This is a genomic window from Cytobacillus sp. BC1816 (assembly GCF_051353635.1).
Classification (GTDB): Bacteria; Bacillota; Bacilli; order Bacillales; family Cytobacillaceae; genus Cytobacillus; species Cytobacillus oceanisediminis_C.
Genome location: NZ_CP195611.1, coordinates 2,234,895 through 2,250,900 on the forward strand (window position 1 = coordinate 2,234,895; position 16,006 = coordinate 2,250,900).

General features: G+C 36.3%; 17 protein-coding genes. 11 read left to right on the top strand and 6 right to left on the bottom strand.

Annotated features, from left to right (window positions below):
- Nucleotides 1–270 precede the first annotated feature (270 nt).
- The 6 genes from ACR42H_RS11490 (at nt 271) to sat (ending at nt 7,146) form a co-directional block, all read left to right on the top strand.
- Nucleotides 271–1,044, top strand: a complete 774-nt coding sequence (locus ACR42H_RS11490) for a sulfotransferase domain-containing protein (protein ID WP_436376250.1) — start codon at nt 271–273, stop codon at nt 1,042–1,044.
- Between the two features lie 401 nt (nt 1,045–1,445).
- Nucleotides 1,446–2,180 carry a glycosyltransferase gene (locus ACR42H_RS11495; protein WP_436376252.1) on the top strand — a complete coding sequence of 245 codons (735 nt, stop codon included), beginning with the start codon at nt 1,446–1,448 and terminating at the stop codon, nt 2,178–2,180.
- The gene (locus tag ACR42H_RS11500) at nt 2,173–3,918 is read left to right on the top strand and encodes a glycosyltransferase (RefSeq protein WP_436376254.1); all 1,746 of its coding nucleotides are present in this window, start codon (nt 2,173–2,175) and stop codon (nt 3,916–3,918) included. The genes ACR42H_RS11495 and ACR42H_RS11500 overlap by 8 nt, the downstream gene beginning before the upstream one ends.
- Nucleotides 3,919–4,478: 560 nt before the next feature.
- Nucleotides 4,479–5,336, top strand: a complete 858-nt coding sequence (locus tag ACR42H_RS11505; protein ID WP_436376256.1) for a sulfite exporter TauE/SafE family protein — start codon at nt 4,479–4,481, stop codon at nt 5,334–5,336.
- A gap of 33 nt (nt 5,337–5,369) precedes the next feature.
- Entirely contained in the window at nt 5,370–5,963 is a 594-nt protein-coding gene (cysC, locus tag ACR42H_RS11510; RefSeq protein WP_436376258.1) for an adenylyl-sulfate kinase, read from the top strand.
- Between the two features lie 19 nt (nt 5,964–5,982).
- Nucleotides 5,983–7,146, top strand: coding sequence for a sulfate adenylyltransferase (sat, locus tag ACR42H_RS11515; RefSeq protein ID WP_436376260.1), 1,164 nt, complete (start codon nt 5,983–5,985; stop codon nt 7,144–7,146).
- Nucleotides 7,147–7,237: 91 nt separating this feature from the next.
- On the opposite strand, the gene ACR42H_RS11520 is transcribed toward sat, so the two are convergent.
- Nucleotides 7,238–8,122, bottom strand: a complete 885-nt coding sequence (locus ACR42H_RS11520) for a glycosyltransferase family 2 protein (protein WP_436376262.1) — start codon at nt 8,120–8,122, stop codon at nt 7,238–7,240.
- Nucleotides 8,123–8,143: 21 nt separating this feature from the next.
- On the bottom strand, nt 8,144–8,746 hold the full coding sequence (locus ACR42H_RS11525; RefSeq protein WP_436376264.1) for a hypothetical protein: 603 nt from the start codon (nt 8,744–8,746) through the stop codon (nt 8,144–8,146).
- A 124-nt stretch (nt 8,747–8,870) separates the two neighbouring features.
- Between ACR42H_RS11525 and ACR42H_RS11530 the strand changes: the two genes are divergently transcribed.
- From ACR42H_RS11530 to ACR42H_RS11545, 4 genes are all read left to right on the top strand, one after another.
- Nucleotides 8,871–10,331 carry a hypothetical protein gene (locus ACR42H_RS11530; protein ID WP_436376266.1) on the top strand — a complete coding sequence of 487 codons (1,461 nt, stop codon included), beginning with the start codon at nt 8,871–8,873 and terminating at the stop codon, nt 10,329–10,331.
- A gap of 28 nt (nt 10,332–10,359) precedes the next feature.
- Nucleotides 10,360–10,563, top strand: coding sequence for a hypothetical protein (locus ACR42H_RS11535; protein WP_009334794.1), 204 nt, complete (start codon nt 10,360–10,362; stop codon nt 10,561–10,563).
- Nucleotides 10,487–10,990: a Mov34/MPN/PAD-1 family protein gene (locus tag ACR42H_RS11540; protein ID WP_243856084.1), complete on the top strand. Its 504-nt coding sequence runs from the start codon at nt 10,487–10,489 to the stop codon at nt 10,988–10,990. The genes ACR42H_RS11535 and ACR42H_RS11540 overlap by 77 nt, the downstream gene beginning before the upstream one ends.
- A gap of 128 nt (nt 10,991–11,118) precedes the next feature.
- Nucleotides 11,119–11,676: a M15 family metallopeptidase gene (locus ACR42H_RS11545; RefSeq protein ID WP_436376905.1), complete on the top strand. Its 558-nt coding sequence runs from the start codon at nt 11,119–11,121 to the stop codon at nt 11,674–11,676.
- A 43-nt stretch (nt 11,677–11,719) separates the two neighbouring features.
- On the opposite strand, the gene ACR42H_RS11550 is transcribed toward ACR42H_RS11545, so the two are convergent.
- On the bottom strand, nt 11,720–12,769 hold the full coding sequence (locus ACR42H_RS11550; RefSeq protein WP_113883893.1) for a M42 family metallopeptidase: 1,050 nt from the start codon (nt 12,767–12,769) through the stop codon (nt 11,720–11,722).
- Nucleotides 12,770–12,878: 109 nt separating this feature from the next.
- Nucleotides 12,879–13,964 carry an AI-2E family transporter gene (locus ACR42H_RS11555; RefSeq protein WP_436376268.1) on the bottom strand — a complete coding sequence of 362 codons (1,086 nt, stop codon included), beginning with the start codon at nt 13,962–13,964 and terminating at the stop codon, nt 12,879–12,881.
- Between the two features lie 136 nt (nt 13,965–14,100).
- Here ACR42H_RS11555 and ACR42H_RS11560 point away from each other — a divergent pair, with 136 nt between their 5' ends.
- Complete coding sequence (locus ACR42H_RS11560) at nt 14,101–15,135, top strand: mechanosensitive ion channel family protein (protein WP_436376270.1); 1,035 nt, start codon at nt 14,101–14,103, stop codon at nt 15,133–15,135.
- Nucleotides 15,136–15,204: 69 nt separating this feature from the next.
- Here ACR42H_RS11560 and ACR42H_RS11565 read toward each other — a convergent pair whose 3' ends face one another.
- Both ACR42H_RS11565 and ACR42H_RS11570 read right to left on the bottom strand, forming a co-directional pair.
- The gene (locus ACR42H_RS11565; protein WP_009334788.1) at nt 15,205–15,390 is read right to left on the bottom strand and encodes a hypothetical protein; all 186 of its coding nucleotides are present in this window, start codon (nt 15,388–15,390) and stop codon (nt 15,205–15,207) included.
- Nucleotides 15,391–15,500: 110 nt separating this feature from the next.
- Complete coding sequence (locus ACR42H_RS11570; protein WP_113883890.1) at nt 15,501–15,935, bottom strand: hypothetical protein; 435 nt, start codon at nt 15,933–15,935, stop codon at nt 15,501–15,503.
- Between the last annotated feature and the right edge of the window lie 71 nt (nt 15,936–16,006).

A 16,006-nucleotide genomic window follows, 5' to 3' on the forward strand; every position in this document is an offset into this window, starting at 1 on the left:
CTCATGCAAGACATATATCAGGATAGTAAATAATTTTAGTTTGTTAATCCAAGATTTATTGAAAATTCAATGATATATTTGCTTTATTTTGAACGATAGTTAAAGTAAAAAACTTAAAGAATCATATCAAATTATCTTAACTTCAAACGGAGAGTATAACTATTTCTAAAATTGAAATAATTAGCCTCTATATATTTATTGGTATCTAAAAATAGCTAGTTTGTGAGTGATAATCGTATTAGTGATTAATTTATTTAAGGAAGTGAAAATATGGAAAAGAAGAATCTGGACCTACCTAAAATTTTTATTAATTCTGTTCCAAAAAGTGCAACGAATTTATTAATTCAATTAATAAGGGGTATATCTGAAGTTTATGATGGAAATTCATATTGGGCAGGCGGTAAGAATGATGTTCTAAATATAAAGAATGGTGAATTGGTATATAGTCACATTCCTTATTATAATGAATTTTCAAATACATTACAAAGTAGGTCAATAAAGCAAATATTTATTTACCGAGACTTGAGAGATGTAGCTGTATCCATGGTTCATTTTATAAATGATAAATTTTATGATCATCCTCTTCACCAAGTTTTTAAAGAAAGAATTGTTTTATTCGAAGATCAATTAGATGCTGTAATTTTAGGTGTAGATTTAATTGGTGAAGAAAATCTAAATAAGTGGGGGATTAAAAATAGATACCCAGGAGTCTATGAGTCATTTAAGAAAATTTACGAATGGCGTATCGATCCCTCGGTTTGCAGTTTACGTTATGAGGATTTAGTAAATGTTAAATCAGCTGACTATGAAATAATGAAAATAATCAATTTTTTATGGGAGGACTTAAAAACGTTAGGCATCAGTAAAAAAGAATTGTTAAGGAGAATGAAAAATAATATTGCCCCCCAAAAAACTTGGACATTTCGTAAAGGTAAAGTTGGCAGTTGGCGTGAAGAATTCACAGATCGAAACATAATTAATTTTAAGAAAGTAACAGGAGATTTTATCATTCAAATAGGGTACGAAAGCCACCTTGATTGGTGAAAATTGGGAATATTAAGGTTCTGTAGGTCTCTAATGATTGGAATATTTTATAGCAATCTTTTTGTAAGGGAAAAGATTAGTGCTATTTAAGTATTACTAAATATTCTATAAAATATTCTTATAATTTTATATTTCCTCTCAATCGCTCAGTAAAACACACACCTCAATTAATAGATGATGTTTCTAGACCCTTCTTAACTGATAATATCTCTAATGAAACAATATTATAGGATTTAACATAATTATAAAACGCTCAGAGACATCACCTCCTAGATTCAAGACAATTTCTTACTTGAATGCTATAGCATTTTTTAACTTGTAGCAGCAGATGGAAAAAAGTATGATCCATCGAAAAAAAACAAATAAATTACCTTAAGAAAATTTATTTAGGAGTGAATAATTTGAATAAAGAACTGCCTCTAGTAAGCGTTTTGATACCCTTTTATAATTGCCGATATGTCGACCAAGCAATCAAAAGTGTATTTTGTCAAACTTACAAAAATATCGAAGTAATATTAATAAATGATGGATCTAGTAAGTATAACGATCTAATAACTCCCTTTTTATCAAATATAATTTATTTAGAGCAAAAAAACAGTGGAGTAGCAGCAGCTCTTAATCGAGGATTAAAAAAAGCAAAAGGCGAATATTTAGTTTGGTTAAGCTCTGATGATTTATTTGGAATAAATAAAATTCAATTTCAGCTTGAATTTATGAAAGTGAAAAATTCTTTGTTTAGTTTTACCAACTTTAACATTATTGATAAAAACAATACTATTACAAAACACAATGTTGGAATGAATTTTAAGAACGATTTAGAAATTATACAAACGTTTCTCGATTCCAACCCTATAAATGGTTGTACAGTTATGATGTCTAAAGAGGTTATTGAAACAATAGGATTTTTTAATGAAGACCTAAAATACGCTCAGGATTATGATTTTTGGATTAGGGCTGCTCTTAATTTCCCTCTTAATTACTACCATTGTGCATTAACTAACTATCGTGTTCATGAATCAATGGGCTCAGTACGGCATAATAGAGAACAAATGCAAGAGTTTTATAAAGTTCGAGAAATTTATAAGGATAAAATTAATAAGATTCTTTCTGAGAAGAAGGGAGAGGACTATGCTTAACTCTCCATTTAATTTCAAGGGAAATGAATATATTACTGCACCAATTAACCCTGGTCAGTGTGCCAATAATTTTACTTACGAATTTATTATTTCACCCCATTATATCGCGGAGAAAAAATTTAAAGCTTATTTAGTTTCTCCAGAAGTGAATACTGAAGGCAATGGCGCTGTTGTGGGTATACTTTTCGAAAACAATATAATTAGTATTATAGAAAAGTATAGGAATGAAACTGAGAAAATTTTAAGTATACCATTTAACAATAAAGAGTGGATTAAAATTGTACTTGTTTATATAGATAAAGTACCAACAGTTTATATAAATGAAAAAATACTTGCTACTGGAAAAAAATCTAAATATCCAAATATATTCCCTTCACTAAAAATTGGCGGTAATGAAAAAGGGCAGTGTTTCTATGGAAAAATCCAATCGATAAAGTTTTTTAAAAAAGGATTAAACCAAGCGAATATTCGATTATTAAAAGATAATAAACTTGATGAACATATCGAATGGGGTTATGACTTTCTTAAAAAAACTTTCTATAGAAAAGGAAAGAAATTAGACATTAAAGTTAGTGTTATATTGCCTACTTTTAATAAATATCAAGATATTATATTAACACTTACGTCGTTAGATTGTCAGCTTTTTAATAAGGAAAACTTCGAGGTAATAGTTGTTGATGATGGGTCGACAGATCAAACTCCATTTATAATAAATCACAATTTATTTTCCTTGAATTTTAAATATATACGCTCCAATAAAAATATTGGCAGGCCAAGTGTCAGAAATCTCGGGATTCAGAACGCTAGTGGAGAAATTATTGTTTTTCTGGATGCAGAAATAATAGTAAAATCTGACTTTATTTCTCAACATTATAGAGCTCATATGGAGAAAAAAAACATAGTGGTATGTGGCAGTATGGTTCTAAGGGGATTATATACTACTTTTCATCCCGAGTTTAATAATAATCAAAAATCACATATGGAAATGTTAATGAAAAATACCCTTCCTTATCCTACTAATACTTTAGAATCCATTAGAAAGGGAAGAAAAGTAAGGCTTATAACTGAAAAAGAAATCTATAATGAATCATATCATCATATCTCATTTGAGAAGCCATTCGTAAAAGTTTATAAACAAACACTTTTTGATAATTATGGTAATGATTTAAAGGGATTTCACTTTCCTTGGATTCTTTTTTGTACTGGTAATGTATCAATTAAAGCGGAAGCGATAAAAGAAGTAGGACTATTCGAAGAGTATCCAGGCTATGGGTGGGATGATCATGAACTGGGGTACCGATTGTTTAAAAAGGGATATACATTCCTCAACCATATTGGTTTAGAAGCATATCACCAAGAACATCCTATTGCAAAGTCAAATCCTAAAGAAGCAAATAAAAATTTTGTTAGAGTTTTTAATAAATATCCTGAAATACAATTGCGTATTTTCGCTTTAAACTTCCTAAGAATATCCGTTCCTAATTTACATTTAATTTATGAATCATATTTGAGATTTTTAGAGGTTTATGGTAATAAATATTCATACATTTTAATAATATTTAACCAGATGCTGCAGGATATAGCTAATAAACTTTGGAATGGAGAAAAGCTAATAAACTTTTTATCTAATTTACCATTAAATAAAAAAACCAAACTAATTAACCAACTTGAAGAATTAAAAAAGGATCCACGTGTTGCCTTTTTTGCTACAAATTTCATAAACATAATTAAATCATAAACATTGGGGAAAGCTTTGTTTAACCTCCTCTAGTTTATTGAAATGTAATGAATCTAAAGTGTCCAATTAATGATCCCAGCATTTTTTAGGGATCATTTTTATTTATACTTTGAAAAAAATCGGGATGGCTTAATTCTTCAAATTTCTAAAAACTATCTAATTAACAATATTTTTTTAACGAAGTCATTTTTTTGTTTTTAATATATTACTCACAGTTTTATGGTGTTTTTAGTTTATCTAATCTATTTTGAAGTAATTTTCTTTCTCTCAGCCCTCCTATATTCCTACTTAAAATAAGCACAGCTATACTGGCCTTACTTTAAACTCGGTGTTTAAACCTTTTTTTCAACCCTTCAAATATGTCTCCCTAAAGGTTTAGGGCATTAGGTAAGCTGTTTTTTTGTTCCCTCAATAATTTCAAATTCTTCGTAAGTTGTATATTTCATGACTTGTTGTTTTTTCACTCCTCACCTGGTGCATTAGCCGTTTCAAGTTAAAGAGATATGAATTTAATATAGTATGCCTTTGAATAGAAAATAAAACAGATTGGAGCAGAAGAATTGAGAAAATTACTTACTGTTACAATTGTTGGATTCATTGCCCAATTAATTGACGGATCACTAGGGATGGCTTACGGAGTTACATCCTCCTCTTTGCTTTTAATGCTTGGTATGGCTCCTGCGGTTGCATCTGCCAGTATTCATATTTCAGAAGTGGTTACGACTGCCGCTTCAGGATTCTTTCACTTTAAGTTTGGAAATGTAGATAGAGGGACAGTAATGAAGTTAATTCTACCTGGTGGTGTAGGGGCATTTATTGGAGCATGCTTTTTAAGCAGCATGCCAGGAGAAGCTGTCAGGCCTTTTATTTCTGTTTTTTTATTGTTATTGGGAGTTTATATCTTATTCCGCTTTTTGTTTCTTAATAGTATCCCAAATGAGGATAAGGGAATCCAGCTATCTAACAGGAAAGCTGCAATCCTTGGTCTATTAGGTGGGTTCGCTGACGCTACTGGCGGAGGGGGATGGGGTCCCATTACTACACCTGTACTTCTCTCGCAAAAAGACACAGTTCCAAGAAAAGTGATTGGAACTGTTGATACGAGTGAATTTGTAATAGCATTATCAGCAACGGCAGGATTTCTTATCTCTTTAGGCTGGAAGGAATTCGATTGGTTTTGGGTTCTTGCTTTAATGTTAGGTGGATTGTTTGCCGCTCCTATTGCAGCGTGGCTGGTAAGGAAACTTCCTTCATACCTTCTTGGAGTCGCAGTAGGTGGAGTGATAATTATAACCAACTTGCATACCATTATTAATCTATCTGATATAGGGATTACATTATCTTACTTTATATATCCCTGTCTTTTTATACTTTGGATAATAGCCATTGTTTTTACTATTAAAAAGAATAAGAGCTAATACAGGTTCTGTTTTACAAGAAGGAGGAAAGGCATGGAAAATGAAAAGAATTTATATTCTCCCATATTTAAAGTAACAAAGGAAAAACGAAGAGCTCTTCATGGTCATAATAACATGATCATTTGGTTTACTGGTTTATCAGGATCAGGTAAAACAACAATTGCAAATGAACTTGAAGAAACCCTTCATTCAAAAGGGATATCCACCCTTATTTTAGATGGAGATAATATCCGGCAGGGACTAAATAGCGATTTAGGATTCAGTCAGGAAGATCGAAAAGAAAATATTCGGAGAATCGGAGAGGTAGCAAAGTTATTTGTCGAGAGCGGAATTGTGGTGCTGGTTACCTTTATATCACCATTCGCTTCAGAGCGTAAACTGGTCAGAGATATGGTTGATAAGGACGAGTTTATTGAAGTGTATGTCAATTGCTCCCTGGAAGAGTGCGAAAAAAGAGATCCAAAGGGCTTATACCAAAGGGCAAAAAAAGGGGAAATCAAAGAGTTTACAGGGATTTCTTCGCCTTACGAAGTGCCTGAGAATCCAGAAATCATCCTAGAGACTTCGAAAAATTCAATAAAAGAGTGTACTGAATCTCTTTATGAGTATCTAAAAAGATTGCTGTAAATAGTTAAGGAGGGAAAAAATGAATTCAAATATAGAACCTCATGGAGGTACTTTAGTAAACGGGAGGTTATCTAAAGGGGAGAGGAAAAAATATTTATTAAAACAAGATTCCATGCCTTATATTTCAATTTCGAATTGGACTATATCTGATATTGAACTAATTACGAATGGCGGTTACAGTCCACTTTGCGGGTTTATGAATCAAAAGGAATACCTCAGTGTATTGGAAAACATGCATCTCACAAGCGGTCTTCCCTGGACAATACCCATCACACTTCCCCTTGATAAAAAGGAGGCTGAACAACTTGAAATAGGAGATGAAGTCCTCCTAAGAGGGAAAGACGATATAACCTACGGAGTTATTAAAATAGAGGAGATATATAGTTACAACAAAGAATATGAGGCATTGAAGGTTTACGGCACAAACGATCAACATCATCCTGGTGTGAAGAAATTAAATACCCAAGGGGATATTTATGTTGCAGGTCCAGTTTATGCACTTAATCAGCCTTCACACGCACCATTTGAAGACTATCTAAAAGAACCAGCTGAAACAAGAAAAATGTTCAATGACTTAAAATGGAGAACAATCGTTGGCTTCCAGACACGTAATCCAGTACATCGGGCTCATGAATACCTGCAAAAGTGTGCCTTGGAGATTGTAGATGGCCTTTTACTTCATCCGCTGGTTGGAGAAACAAAAGGGGATGATATACCAGCAGATATCAGAATGGAAAGCTACAGTGTATTGCTGGATAATTATTATCCGAATGATCGGGTTAGGTTGGTAATCTATCCGGGAGCTATGCGCTATGCAGGCCCGAGGGAAGCTGTGCATCATGCCATTATCCGCAAAAATTATGGGTGTACACACTTCATTGTCGGAAGAGATCATGCAGGTGTCGGAAATTATTATGGAACTTATGATGCTCAAAAAATATTTTCCAATTTTGACCCGGACAAAATTGGAATTAAACTGATATTTTTTGAACATAGTTTTTTTTGTAAAAAATGCATGAATATGGCATCCGCTAAAACATGTCCCCACTTAGAAGAGGATCGCTTCTTTTTAAGCGGCACCAGAGTTAGGGAGATGCTTAGAAATGGAGAGCAGCTTCCACCTGAAATCACAAGGCCCGAAGTAGCGGATATTTTAAGGAAGGGATTTAGCAATAACGTCTAGCATATAGAGTTCATTTGAGGAATCATCCTGGGAGTCGGTTAATTAATGCTGATGGGTGGTTCCTTGTTTGCTTAAATTCTTAAAAATGCTATCAAAACGCAATCCCAAACCTCCGAAAATACCAATCATCATCAAATTTCCTTTTCTTCAAATAAACCTGTTTCTTCTCCATCGCCCCATACTGAATCACTCTATTTTCCACGGTTTTTGACTTTGTATGCTTTACCATCATTTTACGGATTTTTTGAATGCGGCTGGGGTTAAAATGCAGATAGGCAAGTCTTAATAGGTTATAGTAGTAATCTTCCATTTCGATTTTATAGGGCTGTACTTTCCTAAATAAATGCAGTACTTTCGTTTCCGGCTGAACATAACAATTGTAGCCGAATAACCAGAGCTTAATAGAAAGTTCCACATCTTCATGACCCCAAGTCGGAAACCCTGTTTCAAATCCTTCCACATCCTCAAATACATCTCTTCTGATCGCAAAGCACCCTCCTGGCAAAATGGCTGTTTCAAATAGATGATCCCTTTTGGTATTCCAGTGGGTCCTGAATTTATTAGATCTTTCATTTACCCATAGTGTTTGGCCATACCCGATAAAATTGGGATTGCCTATAGCACCAATGGCGGGGGTAATGGAATCGCAGGTCCCATCAAGAATTGATTCAAGCAGCCTGTCGAGCCACAAATCTTCAAATTCCAGGTGTGCATCACAAAATACAAGAATGTTCCCATTTGCTTTTTCTGCTCCTGCATTTCTTGCATTTGCTGCTCCTACACCTGGTGTATTCACCACTGTGATGTTTTTATCCAAAAACTGATCCTGAAGAAAATCACAGCAATGATCATCAGATTGGTCATTTACAATAATAATTTCATATGGAAAGTTAATCTCCGCAGAGAAAAAAGATTCAAGAGTGTTTTTTACGTTGTTTCCTTCGTTTTTAACAGGAAAGATAATGGAAGCAAGCAAATTTATATCACTCCTTTAATGTTATATAACTGGAAGTATTCTCGCTTCCACTTCTTTAAGGGTAAGCTGCCCGGCGACATAACTGCATATAAGGGAATAATTAAAATGGATAGCAAATAAATTCCTATAAATGGAACGGGTCACTGCCTGAAGGTGTATTTGAGGCTGGATCAGATAGGCATCCCATATTTTTTTTTCGGTGCTTATGTTTTCCTTATTTCCTTCAGCAAGGATATATTTGCTTGTGATTGGAGGGAAGGATAGCAGTGTCAAATTATCATCTTTATTGCCTTCGCATTGAGCCGGGAGAGAAGAAGCAATGATCTTTTCTGTGACTTCCACTTTTTTTATTTGTTCTCGTTTTATAAGATACTTCAGCTTCGTCATGTTCCATTCCATGCAATAGTACTCGTCTTGGTTTAGCGGAATTCTCACTTTAGCTTTTTGGTGATCAGTCATGATGTATGGCTCGTCAAGTGAGCCTCTTAAACACTGTTTATAATATTTTAGGGTCTCTTCAAGCTCTTGTGGCGGGGGATTTACCATTTTCAAACCATTGCTTTTCACGAGTTCCTCCAAATACGGAACAGTTAAAAACTCATCTAGAAGATAAATCTTTTCCATGGTTAACACCTCTGTATTAATATTCTCATAAGTAGTAATAACTTAATGTTCTTTAAGCTTGTAACGTGACAAAAATAAATACATATAGATATATCAAGAATCTGTGCAGAGGGAGGAGAGTGAAATGTTGAAAAGGGCCAAAGTTGTATTAGTGAGGAACGGCAATTGGCAACGATACTCGTGTGAGATGAAAAATCTTCAAGACAGACTTTTTTCCTCCAAACATGATATACAGCCAAACAGAAAAAGTTTACAAAATGACCAAGATAATAAGATTTCCTTGAATAAGAATAAAGGGATAACAAATCAAAAGACTCTCAGCTTTTCAGTCCATAAGGAGAAATTTAATAACCCGCACGATGCTCTCCTCCAAACAGAAATGATCATTGGAGAAATCAGGCATTATTTAAAACATCTTCGCCTCGAGGAGGGAAAATGGAGAAAAGATAAAAAGAAAAAAGACTTAATGATTAAAGAGTTTGTTTTACAGAAAAAACAAATGAAAAGGGAAATATCCGATTATAAACATTTGGCTGCAATACACGAAAAGAGAACTCAGTTTTACAAGAACGCACTACAGCGGAAAAATGGAAACGGAAATAATAAAATGCATCACCAGTTAAAACATGAAGCAAAAAGGAAATACAATAACCTCAATAATCAGTTAGCCCCAGGGGCTTCATACCCTGTAACTCAAATGGGACCAGATAAAAAGCAGAGCATTAAACTGATTGAAAGAAAGCTTAACGAATTATCCGACTTAAAGAAAAAGGACTATCTGAGGATACAGAAGTTGGGCAGTGATTATCAGGTATTCCATGAAAATTGGGCAGTAAAAGGGATTATTATGCCTATTCATCATGAAATGGACATGAATAACATAAAGAGAGGGAGTTGGTTAGAGTTGGCTTGGAATTGGCTTAATGGAGATAAACAAACTCAGTATTTGGAAAAAACAGCAGAATTACAAAGTACCATCAATGAATTAAAAGCTACGGTTAGTTCATATGAAGAAGTTCTGGAAAAGCTTAGTAAGCAATTTGACCAGTATGAAAAAAATGAAGAACTTTATCTGCAGGAAATGGTTGACTTAAAGGAAAATCTGCAGGCCATAGCTGGCAGTGAAGATGAGTATTTATATGAAATCCAGCAACTCAAAGATGAGATTCAGGAATATAAGCAGAAAAATATTAGTCTTGAAAAAAAGATTTCAGAATTGGATCTTCTGAAAGAAGAGCTGGATGCAAAATCGCAGCAGTTAAAAGAATATGAAAATATGAATAACCAATCTTCATTACCTCCGCAGAAAATGCAGAAGAAGGAAAAAATATCGAAAAAGATGAAGCAGCAAAATGCAAATGGTCAACGCAGCCAAAGAACAGAAATGAGACAAATTGAACAAAAACAAAGCTCCATTAGGAGGTCCAGGACCCCTAATGCAAATGGAATGCAAAGGAATATGAATAATCAGCCAAGACAAATGAATCCAAGTCAGCAGCGAGCTCAGAACAAACTGGATTTAATCCAGAAATTCTACCCTCAAGCTCGATCGCAGAGCAGTGTTTTTAATCCTTTTAAATACTAAAAATAAAAAACTAACGGGAGTGGTTGAAGTGGAAACACCGAAAAAATTTTATGAAAGTTTTAAAAAAGCGAGAAAATTCCCAGCTGGTAATAAAGCCAAGAAAGCATCAGGGCTTTTAAAAGGGAAAAATCAAGAATTAAAACAAACATCGAGCAATGGCAAGAAAAAAATCTATGTTTCGGGAACTGCGAGTGCCACTCAACCCAGACGCAGGAGCTGCTGCGGCCGTTAACCATAAATTTGACTTTTACAACAAAAATGTTGTTTATATAAATCGTTCGGTTTTGAATGAAATGATTAATCATTGCAGAGAAGAGCTTCCTTATGAAGCATGTGGGCTTCTTTCCGGTCAACATGGCCGAAACGAGATGATGTGGAAAATTAGGAGTACGGAAAAAAGTCCAACTTCTTTTGCAATGGATATGAAACAGGTCTCAGCTGCCTTAACTGAAATGAAAAAATTCTCTCAAACTATGACAGGCATGTACCATTCACATCCTTCCGCAGCCCCATTGCCTTCAAGAGATGACATCAGAAACTTTCATGATCCCGCAGCAGCCTATTTTATTATTTCATTCGCAAATAGGAAGACTAGTATAAAGTGTTTTAAGATAATTGACCATAAGGCTTTTCAAGTGAAATTTGAAGTTATAAGATAATTTTATCCTTTCTAATTTAACAGGTGTGTTGTGTAGATCGTCATATAAGCCTCGGATACGGGAAATCCGAGGCTTTTTATGATTTAATATACATATAGGGAATACCGATGAGAAAGGAAATTGAAATCTTGCCAGTAAAATCACTGTTAAAACTAGTTGTTTTTCTGCTCATATTATCCACCATTGGGTTAATAGTTTATGAATATAGCAGATATTATATAGGACCACCAAATTTGGAGGAAACTTCTCTCCCGACCGAGCTTCACCCTGCAGTTGCAGAAAAAAAGGACCAGCTGATCTCTAAGGCTGCCGACATAGGCATAAACGTTGTTATCACCCAGGATTTCAGAAGCATAGAGGAACAGGATGCTTTATATGAAAAAGGCCGCACTGCTGAGGGGAATATTGTTACTCATGCAAAAGGGGGAGAGTCCTACCATAATTTCGGACTGGCGATTGATTTTGCCCTGATGTCTATAAACGGCCAGGTTATCTGGGATATGAATTATGACGGCAACGGCAACAGTAAAGCAGATTGGATGGAGGTCGTGGAAATCGCAAAGGGGCTTGGATTTGAATGGGGAGGGGATTGGACACAGTTCAAAGACTATCCCCATCTCCAAATGGACTTTGGACTTTCCATATGGGAACTGCAAAGAGGAAAAAGACCGCCTGAAACTGAATAAATAAAAGAAACTGCACTCATGATGTGCAGTTTCTTATTTTTTGTTAAAGCACCATCTCCGATTGTACATAGTGATACAGAAGCTTAGCTGTATTCTCAATTGAATCCTCATGTGTACGTTCGAATGCATGGGAAGAATCAATTCCCGGTCCGATTAAGCCGTGGACAATATCGTGTCCGGCACGGATGGCTGCAGAAGCATCAGATCCGTAAAAAGGATAGATATCAAGCTTATACCCAATTCCATTATCCTTGGCAAGCTGAACCAGCCGCTTTCTTAGTTCGTAGTGATAAGGGCCGCTTGCATCCTTCACACAGATGGAAACGGTATACTCATCAGTCGATTGCCCGTCTCCCATAGCACCCATATCAACAGCCAGATATTCTACAGTCTCCGGTGTGATATTGGAATTGCCGCCATAGCCGATTTCTTCATTATTTGAGATAAGGAAATGGGTTGTGTACGGCAGTTCAATGTTCTCAGTTTTCAGCTGTTTAATCAGCTGAAGAAGAATCGCGACACTTGCCTTGTCGTCAAGATGGCGTGACTTAATGAATCCTGCCGGTGTCGTCTTCACACGCGGATCAAAGGAAACAAAGTCTCCAACTTCAATGCCCAGTGCACGGACGTCCTCTTCATTATGTACTTTTTCATCAATGCGCACTTCCATGTTTTCCTGGTTTCTTTCAGCTTTCCCGGCATCTTTGTATACATGAACAGATGTTTGATGCATAAGAATGGTGCCGGTGAATTTATTGCCTGAAGATGTTTCGATTTCACAATATTCGCCTTCAATCGAGTTATATTTAAATCCTCCGATCAGGTCAATCTTCAGGCGTCCGCTAGGCTTAATTTCTTTCACAATTGCTCCCAGGGTATCAACATGGGCAGTCAGCATCCGGTGACGATTTTGGTCTTTACCGGGGAGGGAAGCAATTAGCCCTCCTTTGCGGTTGCGTTTTGTTTCAACATTAAGCTCATTCAAAAACTTTTCCACATATGTAATCACTTCATTGGTATTTCCGGATGGACTTGGAATAGAAACGATTTCTTTTAGTAAGTTAATGGTTTCTTTTGTATTTGGGTATGCCATTTAGAAAATCTCCTCTCAAATTATTCACACGCAATTCTTATTATACTGTTATTTCTTGGGATAAGCATGCCCTATAAATAAAAAACTGCCAGAACGGCAGTCGGCCTCTTTATATTTCTTCTGAGAGCAAGCTTTTCCTTGTTCTTAAACGGTAAAATCTTCTAAAGTCTTTTACAAGTACCTTAACGACGGAGTAGAACGGTATGGCAATGAGGATTCCGATAAAACCATAAATTGATCCTGCAGCCATTAAGATAATGATGACTGTAAGCGGATGGAGGTTAAGCCTTTTGCCCATCACATGAGGGGAAACGAGATGACTTTCAAGCAGCTGAACAGCGATAAGCACCAGTACTATTTTTAATACCATTCCGGGACCTTGCAGTAAACCGATGAAAATGGCGGGTATGATGCCAAGTACCGGACCAAGAAATGGCACGACAGTAAGGAACATCGCAAAAAATGCCAAAGTTAATGCGTAGTCCAAGCCTATAATCATATAGCCGATATACATTAATACACCATCGACGACAGCCACTATAAACTGGCCCGTAACATAGGAAAACAAGGTCTTATCAATATCTCCGAGAATTTTATTTCCTTCTTCCTCGTGTTTATCCGGCAGATATTTTAACAGAAAAGGCCGAAGCTTGTGGTCATCCTTTAGGAAGTAGAAAAGAATAAAGGGCACCACAACCAAGACAGTGACAATGCTTGTAATGGTAGAGAAGACTTTCATCACGTTCTCGCCAGCGCCAGATAAAATGGTCTCTAAAAAGTTCAAGGCTTTGTTTTTGACTTGGTCATAAGAAAACATGCCCATATTGTTTTTTTCAACCACTTTCTCCGTTTCATCCGATAAATCTTCCATCTTTGCCGGCAGGTTTTCGCTTAGTTCAGTAACCTGGCCGCCAATCAAATTGCCGATTGCGTTAAATCCTAAATACCCTGCACCTAGCACCACAGCAAAAATGACGATAATACTGGCTGTTTTGGGTAAAGGCCTGGAAACCAATCTAACCAGTGGCCTCAATATGTAGTAAAGTATCCCGGCGATCAATACCGGAAAGAAAATAGTGGCAACCAAAGCCCGAATTGGCCATAGGAAGTAATCAATCTTCCCAAGCAGAAAAATAATGATTAATACGAAAATAGTGCCTGCTGCATATTTAAAAAATGGTTTATTGATCCACATCCAAATACCCCAACCTTGTTATATGTATTTAGTAATAACCTTTCCTTTTTTCAATCAGTATTAAACACAGCCGTTTAAGAATCGATGTAAGAGGAATAGGTAAAACATAAGAACGCACAGGTGAAGGAGTATAACGATGCTGTTTATAAAAAATGTAACCATTAAGGAAGCAATGCTGTTTTTATTGTTTGCAGGAGTGATATTGGCTGCCAAATGGACAGTTAACTTACTCGTAAAAAAGAGGAAGGGCAAGTCAGTACAAAACGACCGGATCATGCAGGGAATTTCTTCACTCGTGAATTGGGCAGCTTTTTATGGAATTATCATTCTATTCTTGTTTTATTTTTCAAGGGAGAAATGGCTTTTTTATACCCTGTTCACAGCAGGGGATGTGGATGTGACGCTATATTTAATAATTGTAGCTTTTTTGACAGTCTCGCTTGCAAATCGGATCGTAAAAGTATTCACCAAATATGTATTAACATCTGTTTATGAATTCTATGGAGTTGACAGGGGGCTCGGTTATTCATTCAACAGAATGATCTATTATACCGTTATGATTGCAGCGCTCGCCATCAGCCTGACAACGGTTGGCCTTGATTTAACAGCGGCTGCTGCCCTACTGGGGGTTCTCGGCATTGGTATAGGGTTCGGCATGCGCAATATTGCCGGTAACTTTATTTCAGGCATCATTATCCTTTTTGAACGGCCGATTGAAATTGGGGAAGTGATCGAGATCAATAATAAGATCGGTAGAATAGAAAGCATCCGTCTCAGATCCACTATCGTCCGCACTGCTAAAGAGGGAACACTCATCGTCCCAAACCAATACTTCATCGAACAAATCATTAAGAACCGGACAGGCTCAGAAATGCTTGCCCAGGTTCTAATCAGCGTAGCGTATGGTACTGATACAGATAAAGTTGAAAAGCTTCTCAGAGAAGCAGTCGACATGGAAATGCCCAATACAGAAGGGGTTTTATCGGCACCTGCACCTGATATCCGTTTTGTGGATTTCCGCAATAAGGCCATGGACTTTCTAATAGAAGTCCCTGTTGCAAACTTTGAAGCCAAACAGAAATTTGAAAGCCGGTTAAGACATGTAATTGCTGAGAGGTTTTATAAAAATGGGATCGAGCTTGCCTCAGCACAGCTGCTGCCAGGTGAATGACGGGTTCAGTTAAAGGGAGATAAAACGAAAACACCAGCCGCTCAGTGCTGGTGTTTCCTAAAATGTAACCTATTTCCCTAACAAAGCTTTCACGCCAAGATAAAGGATGGCAAGACCAAAGATGATCATAGCCAGACTGCCGACAATGGTGAAAAAGCTGGCAATGCCTGAAGTAATAACTGCAGAAACAGGTACCATTGTCAATCCGTAGCCTGCAAGCATGCAAGCAAGATATAATAATGCCAATTGATACATTATAGATCCCTCCCTTCCATACTAAGGTATGAAAAGGAAGGAATTTTGCTTGGTCTAATATCCCGAATCTTCGGAATAACACAAAAACAGTTCTTTGGAATTATCTGGTGTTAATCACTCTTCTTTACTTCCTGTATAGCAATGATTTTCAGGGCAGTTAATTCTTCCTCTGATAACCTTTCTGTTAAAAGACTGTATAATTCATTCTGCTCTTCAGAAGTCAGTCCGCCTTTTACTTTTGAGACACTCTGCTGGATTTCCTTCATCGAAAAGCTCTCTGAAATCTTCTTCACTGCCTCGTCTTTTGTCTTGATCGGCAACGATGTCTTTTCAAGATTTACTGTTGTTAAATCCTCTGGGCTGCTTCCGAGGAGGGCCTCTACATTTGGATCAGCAGCAAGCATCTCCAGATCATCATCAGTGATGCTGCCGGCAACCTCTGTCATTACTTTATTTGATATCAGATCCATTGAAGCAAAATAGATTAGGAATCCCAATAATATAAAAGACCCTCCGGTTATTGTCCAAAAAATAATTTTTTTCAACTTTTATGGCCTGTTCAGGCAACGAACAGATCCGCTCACACTCCTCCCATTTTTTCTCTCCTTAAATTGTA

What these genes read in the sequence shown, in the direction of transcription:
- cysC (WP_436376258.1), top strand. Translation starts at nt 5,370, where the DNA reads ATGGAAAATGAAAAGAATTTATATTCTCCCATATTTAAAGTAACAAAG.
- ACR42H_RS11540 (WP_243856084.1), top strand. Translation starts at nt 10,487, where the DNA reads ATGGCAAGAAAAAAATCTATGTTTCGGGAACTGCGAGTGCCACTCAAC.
- ACR42H_RS11565 (WP_009334788.1), bottom strand. Translation starts at nt 15,390, where the DNA reads ATGTATCAATTGGCATTATTATATCTTGCTTGCATGCTTGCAGGCTAC.
- ACR42H_RS11530 (WP_436376266.1), top strand. Translation starts at nt 8,871, where the DNA reads ATGTTGAAAAGGGCCAAAGTTGTATTAGTGAGGAACGGCAATTGGCAA.
- ACR42H_RS11550 (WP_113883893.1), bottom strand. Translation starts at nt 12,769, where the DNA reads ATGGCATACCCAAATACAAAAGAAACCATTAACTTACTAAAAGAAATC.
- ACR42H_RS11555 (WP_436376268.1), bottom strand. Translation starts at nt 13,964, where the DNA reads ATGTGGATCAATAAACCATTTTTTAAATATGCAGCAGGCACTATTTTC.
- ACR42H_RS11525 (WP_436376264.1), bottom strand. Translation starts at nt 8,746, where the DNA reads ATGGAAAAGATTTATCTTCTAGATGAGTTTTTAACTGTTCCGTATTTG.
- sat (WP_436376260.1), top strand. Translation starts at nt 5,983, where the DNA reads ATGAATTCAAATATAGAACCTCATGGAGGTACTTTAGTAAACGGGAGG.
- ACR42H_RS11500 (WP_436376254.1), top strand. Translation starts at nt 2,173, where the DNA reads ATGCTTAACTCTCCATTTAATTTCAAGGGAAATGAATATATTACTGCA.
- ACR42H_RS11490 (WP_436376250.1), top strand. Translation starts at nt 271, where the DNA reads ATGGAAAAGAAGAATCTGGACCTACCTAAAATTTTTATTAATTCTGTT.
- ACR42H_RS11560 (WP_436376270.1), top strand. Translation starts at nt 14,101, where the DNA reads ATGCTGTTTATAAAAAATGTAACCATTAAGGAAGCAATGCTGTTTTTA.